The sequence below is a fragment of the Paractinoplanes lichenicola genome (assembly GCF_016785085.1).
GTDB lineage: Bacteria > Actinomycetota > Actinomycetes > Mycobacteriales > Micromonosporaceae > Actinoplanes > Actinoplanes lichenicola.
On the sequence record NZ_JAENHO010000010.1, the window covers coordinates 258431 to 278270 of the forward strand.

23 protein-coding genes and 1 pseudogene are annotated in these 19840 nt (G+C 68.3%); 16 read left to right on the forward strand and 8 right to left on the reverse strand.

Annotated elements, in window-relative coordinates:
* Positions 1-174 precede the first annotated feature (174 nt).
* Positions 175-660 carry a hypothetical protein gene (locus JKJ07_RS32975; RefSeq protein WP_307834525.1) on the forward strand — a complete coding sequence of 162 codons (486 nt, stop codon included), beginning with the start codon at positions 175-177 and terminating at the stop codon, positions 658-660.
* A complete protein-coding gene (locus JKJ07_RS32980; protein ID WP_202995783.1) occupies positions 660-1769 on the forward strand; it encodes an MAB_1171c family putative transporter in 1110 nt (369 codons plus the stop codon). The genes JKJ07_RS32975 and JKJ07_RS32980 overlap by 1 nt, the downstream gene beginning before the upstream one ends.
* On the opposite strand, the gene JKJ07_RS32985 is transcribed toward JKJ07_RS32980, so the two are convergent.
* Positions 1717-2112: a helix-turn-helix domain-containing protein gene (locus JKJ07_RS32985; RefSeq protein ID WP_202995784.1), complete on the reverse strand. Its 396-nt coding sequence runs from the start codon at positions 2110-2112 to the stop codon at positions 1717-1719. The two genes, JKJ07_RS32980 and JKJ07_RS32985, sit on opposite strands and share 53 nt — an antisense overlap.
* A 160-nt stretch (positions 2113-2272) precedes the next feature.
* Here JKJ07_RS32985 and JKJ07_RS32990 point away from each other — a divergent pair, with 160 nt between their 5' ends.
* A complete protein-coding gene (locus JKJ07_RS32990) occupies positions 2273-3478 on the forward strand; it encodes a cytochrome P450 (RefSeq protein WP_202995785.1) in 1206 nt (401 codons plus the stop codon).
* A gap of 92 nt (positions 3479-3570) precedes the next feature.
* On the opposite strand, the gene JKJ07_RS32995 is transcribed toward JKJ07_RS32990, so the two are convergent.
* A complete protein-coding gene (locus tag JKJ07_RS32995) occupies positions 3571-4251 on the reverse strand; it encodes a hypothetical protein (protein ID WP_202995786.1) in 681 nt (226 codons plus the stop codon).
* 118 nt (positions 4252-4369) lie between these two features.
* Here JKJ07_RS32995 and JKJ07_RS33000 point away from each other — a divergent pair, with 118 nt between their 5' ends.
* From JKJ07_RS33000 to JKJ07_RS33010, 3 genes are read left to right on the forward strand one after another with little or no spacing between them, the layout of a single operon-like run.
* A complete protein-coding gene (locus tag JKJ07_RS33000) occupies positions 4370-5818 on the forward strand; it encodes an FAD-linked oxidase C-terminal domain-containing protein (RefSeq protein ID WP_202995787.1) in 1449 nt (482 codons plus the stop codon).
* Positions 5818-6930 carry an FAD-binding oxidoreductase gene (locus tag JKJ07_RS33005; RefSeq protein ID WP_202995788.1) on the forward strand — a complete coding sequence of 371 codons (1113 nt, stop codon included), beginning with the start codon at positions 5818-5820 and terminating at the stop codon, positions 6928-6930. Before JKJ07_RS33000 ends, JKJ07_RS33005 begins: the two co-directional genes overlap by 1 nt.
* On the forward strand, positions 6930-8312 hold the full coding sequence (locus tag JKJ07_RS33010; protein WP_202995789.1) for a (Fe-S)-binding protein: 1383 nt from the start codon (positions 6930-6932) through the stop codon (positions 8310-8312). The genes JKJ07_RS33005 and JKJ07_RS33010 overlap by 1 nt, the downstream gene beginning before the upstream one ends.
* A 6-nt stretch (positions 8313-8318) precedes the next feature.
* Here the strand turns inward: JKJ07_RS33010 and JKJ07_RS33015 are convergent, their stop codons facing one another.
* Positions 8319-8864, reverse strand: a complete 546-nt coding sequence (locus JKJ07_RS33015) for a hypothetical protein (RefSeq protein WP_202995790.1) — start codon at positions 8862-8864, stop codon at positions 8319-8321.
* Positions 8865-8917: 53 nt separating this feature from the next.
* The gene (locus JKJ07_RS33020; protein WP_202995791.1) at positions 8918-9292 is read right to left on the reverse strand and encodes a VOC family protein; all 375 of its coding nucleotides are present in this window, start codon (positions 9290-9292) and stop codon (positions 8918-8920) included.
* 24 nt (positions 9293-9316) lie between these two features.
* On the opposite strand from JKJ07_RS33020, the gene JKJ07_RS33025 reads away from it, so the two are divergent.
* On the forward strand, positions 9317-9784 hold the full coding sequence (locus JKJ07_RS33025; protein WP_236030284.1) for a nitroreductase/quinone reductase family protein: 468 nt from the start codon (positions 9317-9319) through the stop codon (positions 9782-9784).
* Here the strand turns inward: JKJ07_RS33025 and JKJ07_RS52305 are convergent.
* Positions 9744-10253, reverse strand: coding sequence for a GNAT family N-acetyltransferase (locus tag JKJ07_RS52305; protein WP_202995792.1), 510 nt, complete (start codon positions 10251-10253; stop codon positions 9744-9746). The genes JKJ07_RS33025 and JKJ07_RS52305 overlap by 41 nt on opposite strands.
* Before the next feature lie 1402 nt (positions 10254-11655).
* Here JKJ07_RS52305 and JKJ07_RS33035 point away from each other — a divergent pair.
* The gene (locus tag JKJ07_RS33035) at positions 11656-12222 is read left to right on the forward strand and encodes a P-loop NTPase family protein (protein WP_202995793.1); all 567 of its coding nucleotides are present in this window, start codon (positions 11656-11658) and stop codon (positions 12220-12222) included.
* Positions 12223-12376: 154 nt separating this feature from the next.
* Here the strand turns inward: JKJ07_RS33035 and JKJ07_RS33040 are convergent, their stop codons facing one another.
* From JKJ07_RS33040 to JKJ07_RS33050, 3 genes are all read right to left on the reverse strand, one after another.
* On the reverse strand, positions 12377-12823 hold the full coding sequence (locus JKJ07_RS33040) for an NUDIX hydrolase (protein WP_202995794.1): 447 nt from the start codon (positions 12821-12823) through the stop codon (positions 12377-12379).
* Positions 12820-13551 (reverse strand): hypothetical protein, encoded by a 732-nt coding sequence (locus JKJ07_RS33045; protein WP_307834526.1) that lies wholly within the window; start codon positions 13549-13551, stop codon positions 12820-12822. Before JKJ07_RS33045 ends, JKJ07_RS33040 begins: the two co-directional genes overlap by 4 nt.
* A gap of 95 nt (positions 13552-13646) precedes the next feature.
* Complete coding sequence (locus JKJ07_RS33050) at positions 13647-14420, reverse strand: GntR family transcriptional regulator (protein WP_202995796.1); 774 nt, start codon at positions 14418-14420, stop codon at positions 13647-13649.
* A 196-nt stretch (positions 14421-14616) separates the two neighbouring features.
* Between JKJ07_RS33050 and JKJ07_RS33055 the strand changes: the two genes are divergently transcribed.
* The 8 genes and pseudogenes from JKJ07_RS33055 to JKJ07_RS33090 form a co-directional block, all read left to right on the forward strand.
* Positions 14617-15483 carry a hypothetical protein gene (locus JKJ07_RS33055; RefSeq protein WP_202995797.1) on the forward strand — a complete coding sequence of 289 codons (867 nt, stop codon included), beginning with the start codon at positions 14617-14619 and terminating at the stop codon, positions 15481-15483.
* The gene (locus JKJ07_RS33060) at positions 15483-15686 is read left to right on the forward strand and encodes a hypothetical protein (protein WP_202995798.1); all 204 of its coding nucleotides are present in this window, start codon (positions 15483-15485) and stop codon (positions 15684-15686) included. The genes JKJ07_RS33055 and JKJ07_RS33060 overlap by 1 nt, the downstream gene beginning before the upstream one ends.
* Before the next feature lie 6 nt (positions 15687-15692).
* The gene (locus JKJ07_RS33065) at positions 15693-16145 is read left to right on the forward strand and encodes a single-stranded DNA-binding protein (protein ID WP_202995799.1); all 453 of its coding nucleotides are present in this window, start codon (positions 15693-15695) and stop codon (positions 16143-16145) included.
* A 10-nt stretch (positions 16146-16155) separates the two neighbouring features.
* Positions 16156-17019, forward strand: coding sequence for an FtsK/SpoIIIE domain-containing protein (locus JKJ07_RS33070; RefSeq protein ID WP_307834527.1), 864 nt, complete (start codon positions 16156-16158; stop codon positions 17017-17019).
* A 65-nt stretch (positions 17020-17084) separates the two neighbouring features.
* The gene (locus JKJ07_RS33075) at positions 17085-17480 is read left to right on the forward strand and encodes a hypothetical protein (protein WP_202995800.1); all 396 of its coding nucleotides are present in this window, start codon (positions 17085-17087) and stop codon (positions 17478-17480) included.
* Between the two features lie 112 nt (positions 17481-17592).
* Positions 17593-18987 carry a DUF6197 family protein gene (locus tag JKJ07_RS33080; RefSeq protein ID WP_202995801.1) on the forward strand — a complete coding sequence of 465 codons (1395 nt, stop codon included), beginning with the start codon at positions 17593-17595 and terminating at the stop codon, positions 18985-18987.
* Entirely contained in the window at positions 18987-19277 is a 291-nt protein-coding gene (locus tag JKJ07_RS33085) for a hypothetical protein (protein ID WP_202995802.1), read from the forward strand. Before JKJ07_RS33080 ends, JKJ07_RS33085 begins: the two co-directional genes overlap by 1 nt.
* Positions 19271-19546: pseudogene (locus tag JKJ07_RS33090) on the forward strand (hypothetical protein); the annotation flags it as partial. The gene JKJ07_RS33085 and the pseudogene JKJ07_RS33090, both read left to right, overlap by 7 nt.
* Between the last annotated feature and the right edge of the window lie 294 nt (positions 19547-19840).

Sequence of the window (19840 nt, forward strand, 5' to 3'; positions counted from 1 at the left end):
TTTTGAATCCTCGGCCGAACTGGTTTCTGCCCCAAGGTTCGTAAGGCTATGCAGATGTTGGCCGAATAGTTAACAGGTAGGTGGGGTTTTCCACAGGCATACGACACCCCCTGTTCGGTAAGCGCTTTCTCCGCGCAGTTCCGCGCAGCGAAACGGACGGGTAGCGTGTCCGCGGTGGAGGGTTTGCGGCGGCGGTGCGAGGCGAGACTGCGCGGCATCCGCGTGCCCGACCCCTTCGATCTCGACGAGTTCTGCGCCCAGGTGTCGGCCCGCCGCGGCCGCCCGCTGATCCGTCAGGCGGTGCCCGGGCTGAGCGACGAGGCGCCCTGCGGCCTGTGGATCGGCACCGAGCGGGCCGATCACGTGTTCTTCGACCCGGGCACGTCGCCGCTGCACGCCGAGCACATCGTGCTGCATGAGCTCTCGCACATCCTCTGCGGACACTCGGGCTCCGACGCCGCGCTGGGCACCCTCTTCCCCGATCTCGAGCCGGCCGCGGTCCGGCAGATGCTCGGCGAGAAGACGATGCTGGGCCGCGCGCGTTACACCGACGAGCAGGAGCGCGAGGCCGAGATGATGGCCTCGCTGATCCGCGGCCGCTCGGCCCGCCCGTCGCCCACCCCGCTCGGCCGCACGACGGATGCGCTGGGCCTGACGTAATGATCCTCTCCGCCGCCCTGCTGATACTGCTGTGGGGCCTGGCGGTGACGCGGCTGCCCGGAATCTGGCGAGACCGGCCGCAGCGCGCCCTCACCGCGGCCGTGATCGCCCTCGCCGTCTCGCGCACCGCGGCCTACCCGGACGTGGCCGACGATCTCGAGCAGCTGCGGGCGGGCGCGATCCAGCACCTGGCCGCGATGGTCGCCGCCTACTTCCTGCTGCGGTTCCTGCTGCTGGTGACCAGCCGCGGCCTGCGCTGGCACGTCGCGTCGGGCGCCGTCGTGCTGGTGCTGCTGCTGATCGCGGCCGGGGCGGTGTTCGCCGGCCGCGGCCTGCTGAGCGGCGAGCTGTCCCCGGGCGCGGTGGCGTACTGGGTGGCGATCGACCTCTATGTCGGGGTGGCCCTGGCGGCGGCCGCGCGGTTCTTCTGGGCCATCGCGGCCGAGGTGCCCAAGCTGTGGTCGCGGACGGCGCTGCGGGCGCTCGCGGCGGGGGCCGGGCTGCTGGCGCTGGACGCGTTCTTCCGGGCGGTCGTGATGGTGATGCTGGGCGCGGGGGCCGTGGTCGACCTGGCCGCGCTCGACCCGCCGGCCGAGTTCGTGCAGGCCGCCAGCGCGCTGCTGATGGTCACGGGCGGGGCGGCGACCGCCTTTCCGCGGGCGCGCGCGGCCGTGGCGGCGTACCGGTCGCTGGTGGCACTGCGGCCGCTGTGGAAGGCCATGCGGGACACGTTCCCCGAGATCATCCTGTTCTCGCCGCGCCGGGCGATCGTCGAGCTGGCCGGCGTCGACGACGTGCACCTGCGGCTGTATCGCCGGGTCATCGAGATCCGCGACGGCATGCTGGCGCTGCGCGGCTATCTGCCCGGCGCGGACGCCGGCGGCGGGCCCGAGGCCGAGGCGGTGCGGCTGGCCGGGGCGCTGCGGCGGCGGGCCGAGGGCGCCGAGCCGGCGGACGAAGCGGGGAGCTGGGCCGTCGTGGGGCCGGCGATGGCCGACGAGGTGGCCTGGCTCAGCCGCGTCAGCCGGGCGTACCGGAAGCTGGGGAAACGGCCCGTCAGCTGTCCGCCTGGCGCTCCGACTCCCAGACCTTCCGGATCAGCTCGTTGATCAGATCTCGCCCCCGGGGCGAGACGTCGGCCGCCCGCATCGCGATCTCGGTGACGCCCGCGGCGCGGAACGTCTGCATCAGCTCAAGTTGATCGTCGATGCGCCGGGTCTGCTCGTCGTCTATGAAATAGGCCACGGGAACACCGAAGTAGGTGGCCAGCGCGGTCAGGTGCGCGACCGTCGGATTGTCGCGGCGGCCCGTGCGCAACTGCCAGATGTAGGTGTGCGAGATCGCCACGCCCTGGCCGGAGCGAACCGCTTCGGCCACGGCCATGTAGCTGGGTTCCGGCTTGTGCTGCTTGAAAAGCCGGTCCAGCTTGGCGGCGATGGAGAAGGCGCCCACCCACGCCCTCCTCCCCCGACGGTGGCGTCCATGAGCAGGAGCGCGAACCGCGCTCGTGCACATCCCCCGATGTAGGACGCCATAAACTGTGGTTGATGAACCGAGTGCAGCCTAGAACACGACACTCCTGCGCTCAAGCCCCAGCTTGTATGGTCAAGTTGTGGCGGACATTGTGGAAAGTCGCGAGGTTTCGGCACTCCTGCGGGACCTCACCACTGCGGCCGGGCGTCAAGATCCGTACGGTCACTACACGCGTCTTCGTGAGCTCGGCGCTTTCGTCCGCGCCGACGACGGCACCCTGATCGTGACCCGGTTCGCCGAGTGCGCGGCCGTCGCCCGCGATCACAAGCTCGGCAAGATGCCGGTCGAGCTGCTGGCCCACGCCGGGCTGGCCGACTGGGCCGACCATCCCGCGCTCTACGGCTATTTCACGAGCCTGCTGGGCATCAACCCGCCCGACCACACCCGGCTGCGGCGGCTGGTCAGCTCGAGCTTCACCGCCCGGCGGGTGCAGGCGCTGCGCCCGGCGACCGAGCGGATGATCGACGAGCTGATCGACGAGATGGACGGGGCGGCCGACTTCGTCGCGGCGTTCGCATTCCCGCTGCCCTGCAACGTGATCAGCGAGCTGCTCGGCATCCCGCCGGCCGACCGCGCCCAGTTCCAGCATCTGGTGCAGGACTGGTCGGCCGTGCTCGACGACATCACGCCCGAGGTGCTCTCCAAGGCCAACCCCGCGGCCAAGGCCGTACGGGAATATCTGGCCGCCCTGGCCGCCGAGCGTCGCCGGCAGCCGCGGGAGGACCTGATGAGCGCCCTGGTCGGGCACGAGGAGGCGGGCGACCGGCTGACCGAGGACGAGCTGCTGACGATGGCCGGGCTGCTGTTCGCGGCGGGCTTCGAGACCACCACCAACCTGCTCGCCAACGGCCTGGTGGCGCTGCTGGAGCATCCGGAGCAGCGGCCCGCCCTGGTCGCCGACCCGGCCTCGGCGGTGCAGGAGCTGCTGCGCTACGACTCGCCGGTGCAGAACATCGACCGTACGGCGCTGGAGACGACGACGGTGGCCGGGGTGACCTTCGAGCCCGGCGACCGGATCGTGGCCTACACCGGCTCGGCCAACCGCGACGCCCGGCGCTTCCCCGACCCCGACCGGCTCGATCTGGGGCGGGGCGACAACACGTCGCTGTCGTTCGGCGGGGGCATGCACTACTGCCTGGGCGCGCCGATGGCCAAGCTGGAGGCGGAGATCGCTTTTCCGCGGCTCTTCGAGCGGCTGCCGGGGCTCGGACTGGCCGACGGGGCACAGCGGCGGGACAGCCTGACCATCCGGGGCTTCGACGTGCTGCCGGTGGTCACCCAATAAAGACGCCGCTGCGAATTCCACGGGGGAAGAACTCGCAACGGCGCACTCGGAACATTAGACGACACAGGGCCGTCGTGTCTATCCCGGGAGAGTCACGAGACTCGCTGGACGACGCTGCCGACGAGCCGCTGCCAGTCGGCGTCGAAGTTCGGCGAGGGGCTCGAGGTGTTCAGCCGATAGATCGCGTACGTGTCCACGAGCACCACGTTTCGGCTGTTCAGCACGGCTACGGCGGTGTCGGCCGTGCCCGGGTGGGCCGGGTCGTACTTCTTGTGCCGGATCACCACGAAGCCCTTCCAGCCCGACTCGTCGAGTGTCTTGATCGCGACGGTTTCGGTGTACGCCGGTTCGGACTTCTCGTCGTTGACGGTGGCCGGCACTGACACATTCGCCTGGCAGCCGTCGGCGACCGCCCGCAGCGCCGTCTGGGCCGCGGTGGCCAGCGTCTCGTCGCCGTAGACGAGCGCGGTCTGGTCGAGCGTCTGGGCGCCCTTCTGCCCCTCGTCCACGAAGGACGCGGCCACGACGTCACCACCGGGCGGCACGCTGGGGGCCGACGTCGTGCCGCCGCAGATGCTGACCAGCTGGTTGGGGTCGGCGCTGGTCTGCGGGGCGGCCCAGGTCGGGCCGATCTCATTGGCCTGCAGCAGGGCGCCGCGCATGGTCGTCGCGTTGATCAGCCCGGTCGGCTCGGGGGCCGGGTCGTCGTCGCCGGAGCAGCCGGCCACCAGCAGGAGGGCACAGGTCCCGATCACCACAGCGCGCGCGAACATCGGGCCATAATCCCAGACCCGCGAGCCGGGCCGAGGGCGGTGCCGGAACTACTACGGGACCGATCGACACCATCGCGCTCAGTGAGCACTCGGGTTAGGTTGTCGGGAGGGAGGCTCCATGGCTGACATCGACGCGCTCGCCCGGCGGCTGCGGTCCGAGCTGGGCCCCGAGCAGGTCATCACCGACCGGCAGGAGCTGCGGACGTACGAGTGCGACGGCCTGGCCCACTACAAGGTCGTCCCGGCCGTGGTCGCCCTCCCCCACACCGCGGCCCAGGTCGCGGCCGTCGTACGGGCGTGTGTGGCCGCGGGGGTGCCGTTCGTGGCCCGCGGCTCGGGCACCGGCCTCTCCGGCGGGGCGCTCCCCCACGCCGAGGGCGTGCTGATCGTCACCGCGCAGATGCGCCGCATCCTGGAGGTCGCGGCGCAGGACGAGCGGGCCGTGGTCGAGCCCGGAGTGATCAACCTGCACGTCACGAAGGCGGCCACCCCGCACGGCTACTACTACGCGCCCGACCCGTCGAGCCAGCAGATCTGCTCGATCGGCGGCAACGTGGCCGAGAACTCGGGCGGCGCGCACTGCCTCAAATACGGCTTCACCACCAACCACGTGACCGGGCTGCAGATCGTGGCGCCCGACGGCGAGCTCGTCCGGCTCGGCGGAAAGGCGCCCGACCCGCCCGGGTACGACCTGATGGGCGCGTTCGTCGGGTCGGAGGGCACGCTGGGGATCGCCACCGAGGTGACCGTCAAGCTGACCCGGCTGCCCGAGTCGGTGCGCACGCTGCTGGCCGCGTTCGGCAGCATCGACCAGGCCGGGGCGGCCACCTCGGCGATCATCGGGGCGGGCGTGGTGCCGGCCGCCATCGAGATGATGGACGCGCTGGCCATCGAGGCCGCCGAGGCCGCGGTCGCCTGCGGCTATCCGCCGGGCGCGGCGGCGGTGCTGATCGTCGAGCTGGACGGGCCCGCGGCCGAGGTCGAGGCGCAGTTCGAGCAGGTCACCGGGCTGTGCGAGGCGAACGGGGCGTTCGAGATCCGGATCGCGGCCGACGAGCTCGAGCGGGCTTTGTTCTGGAAGGGCCGCAAGTCGGCGTTCGCGGCCGTCGGGCGGATCAGCCCCGACTACATCGTGCAGGACGGCGTGATCCCGCGGACGGCGCTGCCCGAGGTGCTCAGGCGCATCTCGGAGATGGCCGAGTCGCACGGCGTACGGGTGGCCAATGTCTTTCACGCCGGGGACGGCAACCTGCATCCGCTCGTGCTGTTCGACGACGGCGTCGAGGGCGAGGCCGAGCGGGCCGAAACCGTGTCGGGCGCGATCATCGACCTCTGCATCGAATACGGCGGGTCGATCACGGGCGAGCACGGCGTGGGCATGGACAAGGCGAAATACATGCCGCGGATGTTCGGACCCGACGACCTCGACACCATGCAACTGGTGCGCTGCGCCTTCGATCCGTCACACCTGTCCAACCCCGGCAAGATCTTTCCCACGCCGCGGTTGTGCGGCGAGAAGGCCGGCTCGGATCTGAGGGAGCGTTTCCCCGGCGTGGAGGTCTTCTGATGATCGAGGATCTCGCCCGCCCGGCGACCGGCGACGATCACGTCGGCGGAGTGCCGGCCCGCCTGGTCGCCGAGCCGGCCACGACCGAGGAGGCGGCCGCGGTGGTGGCCGCCGCCCGGGACCTGACAGTCGTGGTGCGGGGCGGCGGCACGAAGTTGCACTGGGGGCCGGCCCCGCGCTCGCTCGACCTGATCATCGACACGCGGCGGCTGAGCGGGATGGTCGAGCACGCCGCGGGCGACCTGATCACCGTGCTCCGGGCGGGCACGCCGCTCGACGGCCTCGAGCTGGGTGAGCAGCAGCTGGCCCTGGACCATCCGCCGGGGGCCACGGTCGGGGGCACGGTGGCGACCGGGGCGAGCGGGCCGCGGCGCCTGCACTACGGCACCGCCCGCGACCTGCTGATCGGCATCACCGTCGTGCGGCCCGACGGCACGATTACCAGGGCGGGCGGCAAGGTCGTCAAGAACGTGGCGGGCTACGACCTGGGCAAGCTCTACACCGGGTCGTACGGGACCCTGGGGCTGATCACCGAGTGCGTGTTCCGCCTGCATCCGCGGCCTGCGGCGCACGCGTACGTGCGGTCGACCGCCCCGGCCCGGGCGGTGCCGGCGATCCTGGCCGCCCGGGTGGCGCCGGCCGCGATCGAGGTCGACGCGGGCACGGGCGAGCTCGCCGTGCTGATCGAGGGCACCCCTGAGGGCGTACGGGAAAGGGCTGCTCTGGTCGAGAAGCTGCTCGCGGGTGAGATCGCCGAGCAGCCGCCGGGATGGTGGGGGTTGCCGCCGTGGGAGGCGGACGGGATCGGGATGAAGCTGTCGGTGCCCTTGTCGCAGGTGCCGGCGCTGGTCGACACCGGGGCCAACGTGCGGGGGTCGGCCGGGACGGGGGTGCTTTACGCGGCGGCGCGCGACATCACCGAGGTCGAGCGGCTGCGGGCTTTGTGCGTGCGGGGTGGTGGGCACGCCGTTGTGCTGACGGCACCGGCTCCCGTTCGGGACATTCTGGACATGTGGGGGCCCGTGCCGGGGCTGGCTTTGATGCGGCGGGTCAAGGACCAATTCGATCCGGAACATAGATTCGCGCCCGGGCGATTTGTGGGAGGCATTTAGTGGTCGACGCTACGTGGGGAACCGGGGAGCCGCCGCGCGATGTGCTCGGCCCGTTGGAGTCCGGGGCGTTCGACGACCAGCATCCGCCGCGAGCCGATCTGCTGGCGGATTGTGTGCACTGCGGTTTCTGCCTGACGACCTGCCCGACGTACGTGTTGTGGGGCGCCGAGGCCGATTCGCCGCGCGGGCGCATCTATCTGATGAACGAGGGGCTCAACGGGGAGCCGCTCAGCGATTCGATGGTCTCCCACTTCGACAAATGCCTGGGCTGCATGTCGTGCGTGACCGCCTGCCCGTCCGGCGTGCAATACGACCGGCTCATCGAGGACACCCGGGCCCAGGTCGAACGCCGCTATTCGCGCGGACCGGCCGATTCCCTGCTGCGGAAAGCCATTTTCGCGGTCTTTCCCTATCCCCGGCGGCTGCGCCTGTTGCGCGGGCCGCTGCGCGCATATCAGAGCACCGGCCTGCAGAAGCTGGTGGCCCGCAGCGGATTGCTGAATCGGCTCGGGCCCACCTTGGCCACATTGGAATCGCTCGCGCCGCGGCTTCGTAAAGTGCCCGCGCCGCCGCGCCGGGTGGCGGCCCGAGGCACCCGCCGGGCCGTGGTCGGCATGCTGACCGGCTGCGTGCAGGGCGCATTTTTCCCCGAGGTCAATTCGGCCACCGTACGCATTCTGGCCGCCGAAGGCTGCGACGTCGTGATCCCGCCCGGCCAGGGCTGCTGCGGCGCGCTGAGCGTGCACAACGGCCGCCGTGAGGAGGCCGTGGGATTCGCCCGCCGCCTGATCGACACGTTCGCCCGTACGGGCATGGACTATTTCGTCGTCAACGCGGCCGGCTGCGGCTCATCCCTCAAGGAATACGGCGAACTGCTGGCCGACGACCCGGTCTACGCACCCCGCGCGGCGGCTTTCTCGGCCAAGGTTCGCGACCTGGCGGAACTGCTCGACGAACTGGGCCCGGTGGCACCGAGGCATCCGCTGCCGATGACGGTGGCCTATCACGACGCCTGCCACCTGGGACACGCCCAGGGCATTCGCACCCAGCCCCGGGCTTTGCTGCGCGGCATCCCGCAACTGGAACTACGCGAAATCGCCGACCCCGAGCTGTGCTGCGGCTCGGCCGGCATCTGGAACATTCTCAACCCCGTGCCGGCCGCCGAACTGGGCGACCGCAAGGCCGCCAACATCCTCGCCACGGGCGCATCGCTGCTGGTCACGGCGAACCCGGGCTGCATGATGCAGGTGGCCGCCTCGCTCCGCCGCCAGGGCGCCCACCTCGCCATGGCCCACACGGCCCAGGTGCTGGACGCCTCAATCCGCGGCCCGGTCGCCGTGGCCGAGCTGCTGACCCTCTGGTCCGGCGACGCCAAGGCCTGACGTCGACTATCCCGCGAACCGCACGGTCACCTTGGGATCCAACGACCGGCACGATGAGGGCAGCGGGCTTATCTTCCGGGCCTTCTTCTCGCGCGCGGCCTGCTCGCTCGCGGCAGCCAAAGCTTCGGAGCAAGCGCCATCCGCGGCCACCACCGAGAATATTCTCGACTTTCCACGATCCGTGCTGTCGCCCAGGCTCTTCACGCCGGCCGTCCACCGTTTCCCGTCGACCACGATCGGCACGCCGTTGGCGATGTAATAGGGCGATGTCGACTCCGGCCCGCGAGACACGAGCCACAACGAATGATCGCCGGGCAGGCCCTCAACTGTGCCCGAGAAGGTCAGATCGTCACCCGGGTTGATCGGTTTGCCACCGTGCTGGGTCTCGGAGACCGAGACCCGAACCTCGGCAGTCTTGTCGTCGTCAGACTTCCCGTACACCGTTATGAGGGTCGCGATGATTCCGCCGATCGCGGTGACGACCGCGGCAATGATGGCACCGGTCGCCGCGTTGGAACGACCGTGGTCTTTCTGGCCCGTCGAGTTGCTCATGCGGGCAAGTGCACCGCGCGACCGTCAGCGGCACAGCACGCGAACGCGCCATTTCAGAGGCCGCGCTCGATGGTGCTTCGCTCGACGCAGAATTCGTTGCCTTCGGGGTCCTGCATGGTGACCCAGCCCAGGCCGTCGGGGGTGCGGTGGTCCTCGAAGAGTTTGGCGCCCAGGGTGGTCAGGCGGTCGACTTCCTCGTCGCGGGTGCGCTCGTCTGGCATCCAGTCGATGTGGAGGCGGTTCTTCACGGTCTTGGCCTCGGGCACCCGGATGAACAGCAGGCCGGGCACGGGGGCGGGGGCCTCGATCAGCACCTCGTCGTCGCCGGGCTTGTCGTCGTCGCCCAGCGGCCAGCCGGTGACCGCGCTCCAGAAGCGGGCCAGCTCGTACGGCTCGGCACTGTCGATCGTCAGGTGTCGCAGAATCATGGCCAAACCATAAAGGGGGACGGGATGACTTTCGACTCGCGGCGCGGAACCTACGGCGCCCGCCAGCCCAAAGGGTGGCTCCTGCGGCTCGGTAACAAGATCATGAGCGGGCGGGTGCGTAAGGGCGGCCGGATGATGGGCTTCAACGTGCTCGTCCTGACCACTGTGGGCCGCCGCAGCGGGGCCGAGCGGGCCAACCCGGTCGGCTGGTTCGCCGCGCCCGACGGCAGCAAGCTGATAGTCGCCTCGGCCAACGGCGCGGCCGACAACCCGGCCTGGTATTACAACCTGGCCGTCCACCCCGACGTGCGCATCGAGGTCGACGGGCGCGTCGAGGAGGTCACCGCCGAGCAGCTTCACGGTGACGAGCGGGAGCAGGCCTGGCGGGCGATCGTGGCCGAGGCGCCGCGCTTCGCGCAGTACGAGACCAAGACCGACCGCGAGCTGCCGATCATCCGGCTACGATCCCGCGGGGCAACCGCGGCGCCGTGATGGAGAAGCACAGCGAAGGTGCTCCGTGGTCGTCGCGACGACCGGTCTCGTGGAATCCGAGCCGGTGCAGAATGTGAATCGAGCGCCGATGGGCGGCGTAAGCCTCGGCCGTGATCTCGCGCAAGCCCAGCTCGCCGAACCCGTATCGCAGGCCGGCGGCCACCGCGGCCCGGCCGAGACCGCGCCCCCAAAGGTTTCGGAGGCCGATCAAGAACCCGATTTCGCGGCGCTCCGGATCCTCACCGTAGAAGTCGACGTAGCCCACCAGATCGTCGCCGGCACGCACCCCGAGGCGGAGGAACCCGGGCGGCGGCTCCTTAATCAGGTCCGCGTGGTGGCGCAGGTATTCGTCGGCTGAGCGCGTCGGCGGCCAACCGGCCTCCCGGACGAACTCGGGATCTGTGGCCCACGCGGCTATGACCGGCGCGTCGCGCGCAGTCAGGCGGCGCAGGACGACGGGTTCCCCCATCGCCCCAGCGTAGGCGCCGGGGACGTCTCGCGGGCTGTGGCCAGACGTCCCCGGCGCCGGGCCTCAGCCGATCGCGAAGGACGGGTGCGGCGGCTGGTTGTAGGCGGTGTTCTCCCGACCGTCCTCATTGGCCTCCTGGTGGTGGTCGCCCTCGCCCATGTTCACCAGGCATTTAGAACGTCAGTGCTAGTCAGTGTTGGTCGGCTTTGGTCAACGCTTGAAGGCCCCTCGACGGCCCCGACGGCCCGAAGACGGCCCAGCGGCGGTGTTGATTCATACGCGAGGGGGGGCCGCCTACCTGAGCGGGCATCCCGTCGCGCAGGCCACGCCCGGCCAGGCCGCGCCTGCCCGGGCAAGGTGGAGCACCCCACGTCTGACCGACCTTGCCCGGGCAGGCGCGGCCTGGCTGCCTCCCGGTGTGCGATGGAGACCCGCCGGGCTTCGGCATCCCAGAGCCGCCGGGTCCAGGGCGGGTAGCCCGGCCGCCGGAGGCACGGCCCGGGTGCAGGGTCGGAGATCCTGCCCGCCGGAGGCTGCCCGTCCGTGTCGGTGGCCGACTGCGCGCCGGAGACCCGATCGCTGAGCGCTGGCGTTCCGTCCCCCGCTGCTCGATTCAGCCCTGGCCGCCCGTACCCGAGGACGGCCGGGGCTTCGGCGTGTCCGCCGGTAGACGCGTGTCCCTATGTCGGCTCGCGCCGTGAGCGCAGCGGCAAGGCGCGAACGGCCGGCACATCCGGGCGGGGCGTGCGGGCCGCCGGTTCTGCGGCCCGCCTTGAAGATGTAGAGAAAGTTCTCACCGCGAGATCACAGCTGTCTTGTCACAGCTGTCTATCGCGCCCATCGTTTCTGTACGTCTTCAAGGCGGCCCGAAACGGGCCGCTCACGCCGCCGCCTGGGCGCGAGCTCGGCCCCTGGCAAGCCGGGCGGGGCCGAGCTCGCAAGCAGCCCGTCGGCTGGCGTGCAGAAGGCGTGGGTCGGGCCTTACCGAAGGACTGACGAAAGCCAAGAGTTCGGTTAGCGCGCGGCCGACCGGCACGGCCAAGGTGACGCGGACCAGCTGCCCACGCCAGCGCCGTTGCGCGCAGGCGGGGCGGAGAGATAGGTCGCGGTGACTGCGCCTCCGGCGGGGGCACTCCGGCTCAGGGATGGACGCGCTCCCCGTCACCCCCGCCCCGGGCAGAGCCGAGCAGACCCCGGCCGGCGCCCACCGGCCTGGGTGCCCGAGTGTCAAGGCCGTCTTGACGCGGCGCTCGCCGGCCGTGCCCCGCTCCCGCGGTGGGCGGGTCGATGGTGACGGGATGGGCCTTGACAAGCCACCAGTCGCAACTGTCTGGCGTTGTGCAAGATTTGTCCAACCAGATAGGGATGGTGCTCATAGGGTGACGCTGGTTAAATACTGTCTATGCAAAATACCCCTTGGTGGGGCGTTCCTGTCGTGGCGGGAATCTTCGCTTTCCTAGGCGTTATTCTCGCGCAGGTCGTTTCCGTCGTGATCGAGAATGGACGCGCAAAAAGAGAAGACAGGGTTCGCTGGCATACTCAGCGGCGCGAGCTATATGCAGAATTCTTAAAATCAGCAATTGCTTACCTGGATGAAATTCATCGAAAAATCAATGAGAACGATTTCAACGAAAAACGGATGGAGAATTATCCTGGCGAATTGCTCGTAAAGCAATTGGAACTAAACTTCATCGCATCGGACGAGGTTCAGAAATCGGCTCAAGAGCTTTCGCAGGCTCTCCGCGTAGCGAACAAAAGTTCAAGCCCGGGGTCTGATGGTGCTGTGCTCGATTCCGCGATTGAAAAACTACTCGACTTCGAGGATGCGGTTCGAGGTGAATTCGGCTTGAAGAAGGTGTCCAGTCCAAATTTGGGCATATTTGTTCGGATTAGGCAACCGAGAAAAATGGTAAAGGCGGATACGCCCGCGATCGATCAGGAGGCGCCCACCCGACATGCGAGTGACTAACTGGGTGACAATCACCCTTGACCGTGATGGACATCTGTGGACTTAGACGTATCAGTATGAGCAGGTCCAAAAGATGTTGACCAAGCTCATTCAAGATCATAAGTTGCCTGGGGGTCAAGGTGTCGGCGGATGAAGCTATGCGACCCGGCTGGATTTAGGCGGCGGCCGCCGTGTCCAGGAATTGGGTGCCGTCGTGGTGTCGGACCATTGGGGCCGCGTGGGGTGGTAATGCGTCGAGGATTCGGGTGGCGAAGACTTCGTCCATCTCGGCGGCAACGCGGTCGGCGGTCCACCAGGCGACATCAGCCGACTCTTCTGTTGGGTGCGGTTCGCCGCTGACAGGCCGGGCTAGGAAGACCATCGCAACGACGCCGAGCTTCATGTTCTTGTAAATGCCGGTGAGTTGGATCGGCTCGACAACGACGCCGGTCTCTTCCTCTACCTCTCGTCGTACGCCGTCTTCGATGGTCTCGCCGATTTCGAGAACTCCGCCCGGTAGCTGCCATGCGCCGTTGTCGTGGCGTTGGATGACCAGTACTTGTCCGTGGTTGTCGGTGACGACGGCGGCGACGCTGACGGAATGGCGCGGTGTGTCAGTCACGGAGTCTCCTCGAAGAGGCAGAGGGCTGCGGTGGCGTCGTCGTGGCGTTTGTAACGGGGGTATCGGTCTGCTGCGGGGTCACCGTTCTCGGCCTGGCGGACTCGTCGGATCAGCTCGTGGGGGCCGTCGTCGACGAGAACGTCTATCAGTTGCCGCCAGTCCAAGAGTTGATACGGGTCCACGGCGCATGATGTGCCATCGGTTAACAGAGCAGCCTGGCGAACTCGGTCCGAGCCGTGCAGCGGGAGCGTGCCAGTCACCGCTTCGTGGGCGGCGGCTGGTGTCGCGCCTGCGATCCAGTACCCGTCGGGCTGATTGGTCAGCGCGTACTTTCCGGGCGTCTGGCCAACGATGGGCCCAGTCACTGTGCCGTCGGCTAGCGCCCTCTGCCGTAGCCGCGCGATGACCCTGGCGAACCGCTCGTCGGTGAGCGCGGTAACGGAGTCGCCCTGGTCAATGACCAGAGTGCAGTCCGACAGAATCAAATAGTCCAAGGTGCTGCCGATTGCGCGTACGAGGCATACCGTCGCGGCCGGCGTGGCAGGGTTCGCCAGGTCGCAGGCGCCGTCATGGTCCGGCCGTACCCGGTCGATGCCCTCTGCCAGCATCGAAGCCAGCGGGGCGGACGGGCTGAGCGCTGCGACGTCGTGCAGCCGCGCAACAAGACGCCTTACGTACCAGGCTGGTCCGTGAACGCATCCGGTGTCGATGTTTGACGGCTTGGTCACGCCGTCAAAGACCCCGACTAGGTTCCCGACGTGAATGGTGCCGTCCTCATTCTCCGGGCGCCCGGGTGCTGGCTCAGACCCCGACCGGACTCGCATCATCGCTCGTCGCTCACTGGTTTGTCGCGCCAGGCGTAGCCCAAGGTCCACAGATGGCATGGCATGACGTGAATGCAGGCTTCTACCGGCATGTCCGCGGCTGTGTATGCGATGTGCCAGATCTCGAAGACCCACTGGGACGGGTCTAGGCCGAGTGTCCGGTACTCGGGCTCTGTCGGCGGTCTGGCAGTCACGTCCTCGCTGAATCGCACAACGCCGTACCCGAGATCGGCTAGTCGGCCGTATGAGCCGCCGGGTCCGGCGTTGGCCTGCATCAGCGCTTCGCTTTTCTTGGTGATCGGCCAGGGGAAGTACGAGTCTGCGATCTGGGTGGGTTCGTCGTTGGCGTACAGCACGCGGCTGCGCAGAAGGGTGCGATCAGTCGTGTCTAGGCCAAGGGCAGCGGCTACAGCTGGCGGGGTCTCCACTTCGCCGATGTGCCGATAGTCAGTTCGCGATTTGAGGTTGAGTTTGCGTACTTCGACCTCGCCCGCGCCCGTGCCCTCTTGGCGTGCGGCGTATCGGGATTGCGAGTCGCGGTAGATGCGGGGAACCGAGCGCACCGTGGTGCCGGCGCCGCGTCGGACCTTGACGTCTCCCGAGGATCGGAGCAGTCCGACGGCGCGGTTCACCGTGACGCGGGAGACGCCGAACTCGCTCGCGAGGCGATCTTCGCTGGGGAGTAGAGAGCCAGCCGCGTATGTGCCGTCTTGGATGCGGGTGCGGATCAAGTCAGCGATCTGAGCGTATTGCGGTCGCTGGTTCTCGATCACCTTTGCTCCCTTAGTCATCTCGTAAGACGTCTTACCGACCATCGTACGCGTTGCGGGCTTGACGGCATCGCACCCGCGCCCGACCCGTTGTGCCAAGAGACGTCTTACGTCTTGCGTATCACTCCGCGTGGTTCTACGGTTACGACTTACGTAAGACGTCTGAGGTCGACGGTGTCGACCGAGAGGGGAGGGTTCGATGTCGGAGAAGCCGTCATCTAGGAAAGGGGTACGGGAGTTCGCCATCGTGGAGCCGCCGGTTTCACAGTGGTACGCCCGGCGCGCCGGAGTTACGGCTCTGGTTGCTGGTCTGACGGTTATTGCGCTGGCGACGGCTGTAGCTAGCGCATTTGTTCGACTGCCGGTGGCGGGTGTAGTTGGCGCTTTGGCCGGCATGGCCTGTGCAGGCATGACCTATGTGCTGGTGCGGGTTTGGCCGGTGCTGCGGACGTTGTGGTGGTGGTCGTTCGAGATCATCACTGCGGTAGCCGGGGTCGGTGCCTGGGTTCTGCTGGCTCACTTGTCGACTTGGTGGGTCGCTTCGGTGGTCCTGCTGACGGCGGCTGCTGCGGTGTTCGTGCCGGGTCGGTCGCGTCGGTTCGTGTGGGCGTGGTCGTGGTGTGCGGTGGTTCGTCACCGGCTGCGCCTGTGTTTCGCGACGTTGGTGCGTTCGCAGGTGCGGGTGACCGGTGGTCGCCCGGCGGCTTTGCCGTTGCTGTTGTGGGCGCGTCCGACGCTCGCGGGCGAGCGGGTGTGGCTGTGGCTGCGGCCCGGTCTGTCGCTGGAGGACCTGGAAGGTAAGGCGACGCTGATCGCTGTGGCCTGCGTAGCTAAGCAGGTCCGGATTTCGTCCGCGTCGGAGCGGTTTGCAGCGCTGCTGCGCGTCGATGTTTCCCGGCGTGACCCGCTGAAGGGTCGCGTCGATTCGCCGTTGGCGCTGTTCATCCCGAGCCTGCGTGACCCCGAAGCGGATGTGCCGGTGTCGCCAGCTGTCCCGCCGATCGGTCTGGAGCTGGACGACGTCGAAGAGCCGGTATCCGAACCGCCTCGTGGGGGTCGCCGGTGATGACGGTTCAAGCAGTCGTGATCGGCGTTGCGGAGGGACCCGCGCGTATCGAGCCGATGAAGTTCGGCGGCGAGGTCTGGATCCAGATCGGGCAGCTGTCGCTGTACCTGAAAGCGCCAGACATCGAGCGACTGGCGATCGCTCTGGAACAAGCCCAAGAGGTGTTGCGAGACGACACCTCGACAACGAAAGGCAAGGAGTAACAAGAGATGGCGAACGAAACCAGCATCACCGTGATCGGCAACCTGACCGCCGACCCGGAGGTCCGGTTCCTGGAAAACGGCATCGCGATGGCGAAGTTCACCGTGGCGTCCACTCCGCGGACTTTGGACCGCGAGTCGGGGCAGTGGAAGGACGGCGAGCCGCTGTTCCTCAACTGCACCGCTTGGCGTGACATGGCCGAGCACATCGCCGAGTCCCTGACCAAGGGAACCCGGGTGGTCGTGCAGGGCCGGCTGCGTCAGTCGCGGTGGGAGGACAAGGAGACCGGGCAGCAGCGTTCGGGTTATGGCCTGGACGTGGACGAGATTGGTCCGAGCCTGCGGTTCGCTTCGGCGAAGGTGCAGCGGATGAACCGCAGCGGCAAGAGTGACGGGTTCACCCCGGACACGGTGCCGGACGACGCCTGGAACACCGCGTCGCCTGCCCAGGCGGCGGCGTGAGGTGGCTCCGGTGCTGTTAGCCGACACCGACGACGGCCCGGTTGAGCTGGGTCCGGCGTTGAGCATCTTCGACCCGGTGTACTTCGGGATCGACGAGTTCGGCCAGCCGAAGCGGGTTCCGCTGATTGAGCGCAACATTTTGATCGGTGGCGAGCCGGGCTCGGGTAAGTCGGGTCTTCTCAACGGCATCGTCGCGCACGCGGCTTTGTCGCTGGACTGCCGGTTGGTGTTGCTCGACGGTAAGCGTGTCGAGCTGGGCCAGTGGCGTAAGTGCGCGGACGTGTTCGTCGGCCCGAACATCGAGCAGGCGTTGAAGCTGCTCAGGCGGCTGCAGATCATGATGGACCGCCGGTACGACTTCTTGGAGGAGTGCGAACGCCGGAAGATCGTTCCGGGTGACGTATTCACCGCGTACCTGCTGGCCATCGACGAGATCGCCTACTTCTCGGCCACGGTGGGCTCCAAGCAGCAGAAGGAAGAGTTCAACCTGCTGCTGCGTGACCTGGTCGCCCGGGGCCGAGCGATCGGCCTGATCGTCGCCGCCGCTACCCAGCGGCCCAGCTCGAAGATCATCGACACCGACCTGCGTGACCTGTTCGCGTGGCGGTTCGCCGGCCGGTGCACCAACGACAGCTCGTCGGACATCGTCCTCGGGCACGGCTGGGTGCAGAAAGGCTGGTCGGCCAACACGATCAGCCCGAACAACCCCGGCGCCGGTCTGCTGATCGCCGAGAACGGCAGCCCGGAACTCCTCAAAGTCGCCTACCTGGATGACCGCACCTGCGCGGCCATCGCCGCCTACGCGGCCACTCTGCGCGGCACTGCCCCGGCTACTGGCCGCCGGAAGCTCCGGCCGGTCCCGCTCGCGGCCTGACGCGCCCTCAAACCTCCCGGAAACGCTCCGGGCGGAACGTCCCAACGGATAGGAGGTCCACTTTCATGGACCGCAATCACCGCCTCCCTGCACACGTGCAGGACAAGCGGCCCGCGTTCGACTGGGTCGCACACCAGCAGCTCACCGTCAACCAGCGTGACGTCATCCTGCACACCGACGCGGAAGTCCGCGCCTGGCGTGCGGCCAACGTCAAGAAGCTGAAGCGGCACGCCGAGCGGGTAGCTGCCCGTAAGGAGCGCGACCGGCGCAACCGGCGGTTCTGGACCGGGTTCGGTGCAGTCGTCGCCCTGGTGCTGCTGTCCGCGCTGGCGTTGGTCGGCTGGCTGCTGTGGACCGCGGTGGGGCTCGGCGTTCTCGCCGTTCCCGCGCTCGGCCTTCTTATCGCCGGGCTCGCGGTCGGCGGTCACCGCTGCGTCACCATCGTGCAGCACATGCACTGAGCTGCGCGAACAACCGCAATTCCGAGCGGACGACACAGGAATCAGCCCTGCAAAAGCGACCTGTGCCGCCGCCCAACCACCAAACCCACTTCCGATGGAAGGAGTCGGCGTAATGAACCCTACCCACAACCAGGACAACACTGGTCCTGACACCACCGACGGCACCACGGTCCGAGACCTGACCAGCCTGCTCGGCAGCGACGAACTGTTCCGGGCCGCCCTGGCTCAGGCCGTGGACTCGGGAGCCCTGATCGGGCACCACGAGCCCGATCAGGTCAGCCCTGTGCTGGGGCTGCCGATGAGCGACGCCGACCGGCGCTGGCACGCCCTGCGCGAGGCCGGCTACACCGGCGCGATCGACTCGGACGGGTACGCCCGCACCGAAGCCGAGGAGGCTGCCTGGTCGACGCTGATGCTGGCGATTCAGACCGGCTACCTGCGCGGTGACGGCGGTTTCCACTGCCTGACGCCCGAATGCCGCGATGAACTCGCGAGCCTGGACAACCGCACGTTCTACACGGTCGCGAACAAGCTGGCGCAGGGCGTAGCCCCGGAGTACGTCGCGGCCGAGCACGCAGATCGTCTGCCGTGGTTCGTGTGGGAGTCGGACGAGCAAGCGGCCGAGAAGTACGGCGAGACCGAACTTAACCACGACCGGATCTCGGCCAGGGATGGGTTCACAGTCTGGTCCGCCCAGCGGACCGGCCTTGATGGGGCGTATTCGCTCACTGAGGCTGGCCGTAGAGCTCTCGATGCCCCGGCGTTGCTGGAAGGTGTCGGCGGGGAGCCGAGCGCCTGGGTCGCCGTGCGCGGCTGGTGCGAGGTCTGCGGTAAAGCGTTGCCGTGGGTGTGTACGTGGGACGAGCCGCTGTGCTCCGACTGCGTGATCGTGGTCCCGGCCGACAACGAGTACGGCTCCACCGTCAAGGCCCCGGACTCGGCCTCGTCGACCGCTCCGGTCGACCTGGTCACCGAGACCGACGACGAGACCACGGCGCGGGTGCTGCGCTCAGCAGCGCTCTACCTGGAACGGCACGGCTGGATCCAGGGCACCTACTACGACGGCACGTCCGGGATTTTCACACCCCCGGCGTGTCTGGTCGGCGCGATCGGCATGGTCTGCTACGGCGGCCCGGTCGACGCCCCGGCGGAACACCGAGACAATCCGGGCTACCTCGATTTCGAGGCGGCCGTGTTGCACCTCGACCGGTACCTGCTGGCCGAGGACAGCTCGGAAGCGTACGAGTTCAACGACGCCAGGGGGCGCTGTCTCGAGGACGTGACACACGTCCTGCGTGAGGCGGCCCTGCGGCCGGCGTACGAGCTGATTGACGCCCTGCGGGCTATCGACCGGCGCAACGCTGACATGGCCGCACTGGCCGCTGCACTCATCCCCGGCGGAACCTTCGCTGCGGCTGACCGCTGCGGGCCGGACCTGTGCCGGGAGTGCACGTTCCCTGACGGGTGCGTGTACGGCGACCCTGCCGATGAGGACGGGGACGCCTGATGAGCAAGAACACCGTCAAGTCTGCCTTGACGCGTAAGCGTCGTTCCCGTGCGCGGCGTAGGACCGGCCGGGTGCTGGTCGTGCTGCTGCGGTTCGTCCTGGGCCGTGCCCTAGACGGGCGGCGGTACAGCAACGCCACGTTCTGGAAGGCAGCTACCCGCCGTGTCGGCGTCTCGCCCTACCTCGTCACCTGGCGGTGGTGGGCGATGGCTGCCGGATGGCAGAAGGCCGGTATCCGGCTGACCGCTGTCGCGGCGCTCGTCATGGTGCTTGTGGGGGTGGCGTGGTGACTGCCAAGCCTGCCCGTAAGCGCACCAAGCAGCACACCGAAAACACGGAGTTCGACGCGTTCGTGCGGCGCATCCTGCGGGCCTACGCCCGCCGCGTCGCCGCCGGTGACGTCGAAGGGCTCGCTTCGCTCTCGCAGTTGTCCAGCGAGGTCGACGCGGTGACCCGCCTCGCCGTCGCCGGACTCCGGCAACGTCCCTACTCCTACTCCTGGTCCGAGATCGGCGACCGGCTTGGCATCAGCAAGCAGGCTGCGCAACAGCGCTACGGCGAACGGACCGACCGCGGCTGTCTGGATCGGCGGCTGCTTGAAGCCGGTCTCAGCGTCTCGGTGGCGACCCTCGTGCAGGTGTTCGCCGATCACTACCCCGGTATCCCGGCCGCGAGTGTGTGCCCGGGATGCGGCTACCGCTACCCCGATCAGGTCCTCGACTGTCCCACGAACGCCACCGTGCGTCCGCTGCTGTTGCGGCGGCGTGGAGAGGACCGGGAAGCGGTCGCCCGACTCAACCCTGAGCAGTTCGAGGATCTACTCAGCCCCAACCGTAAGAAGGTCACCCGCGCG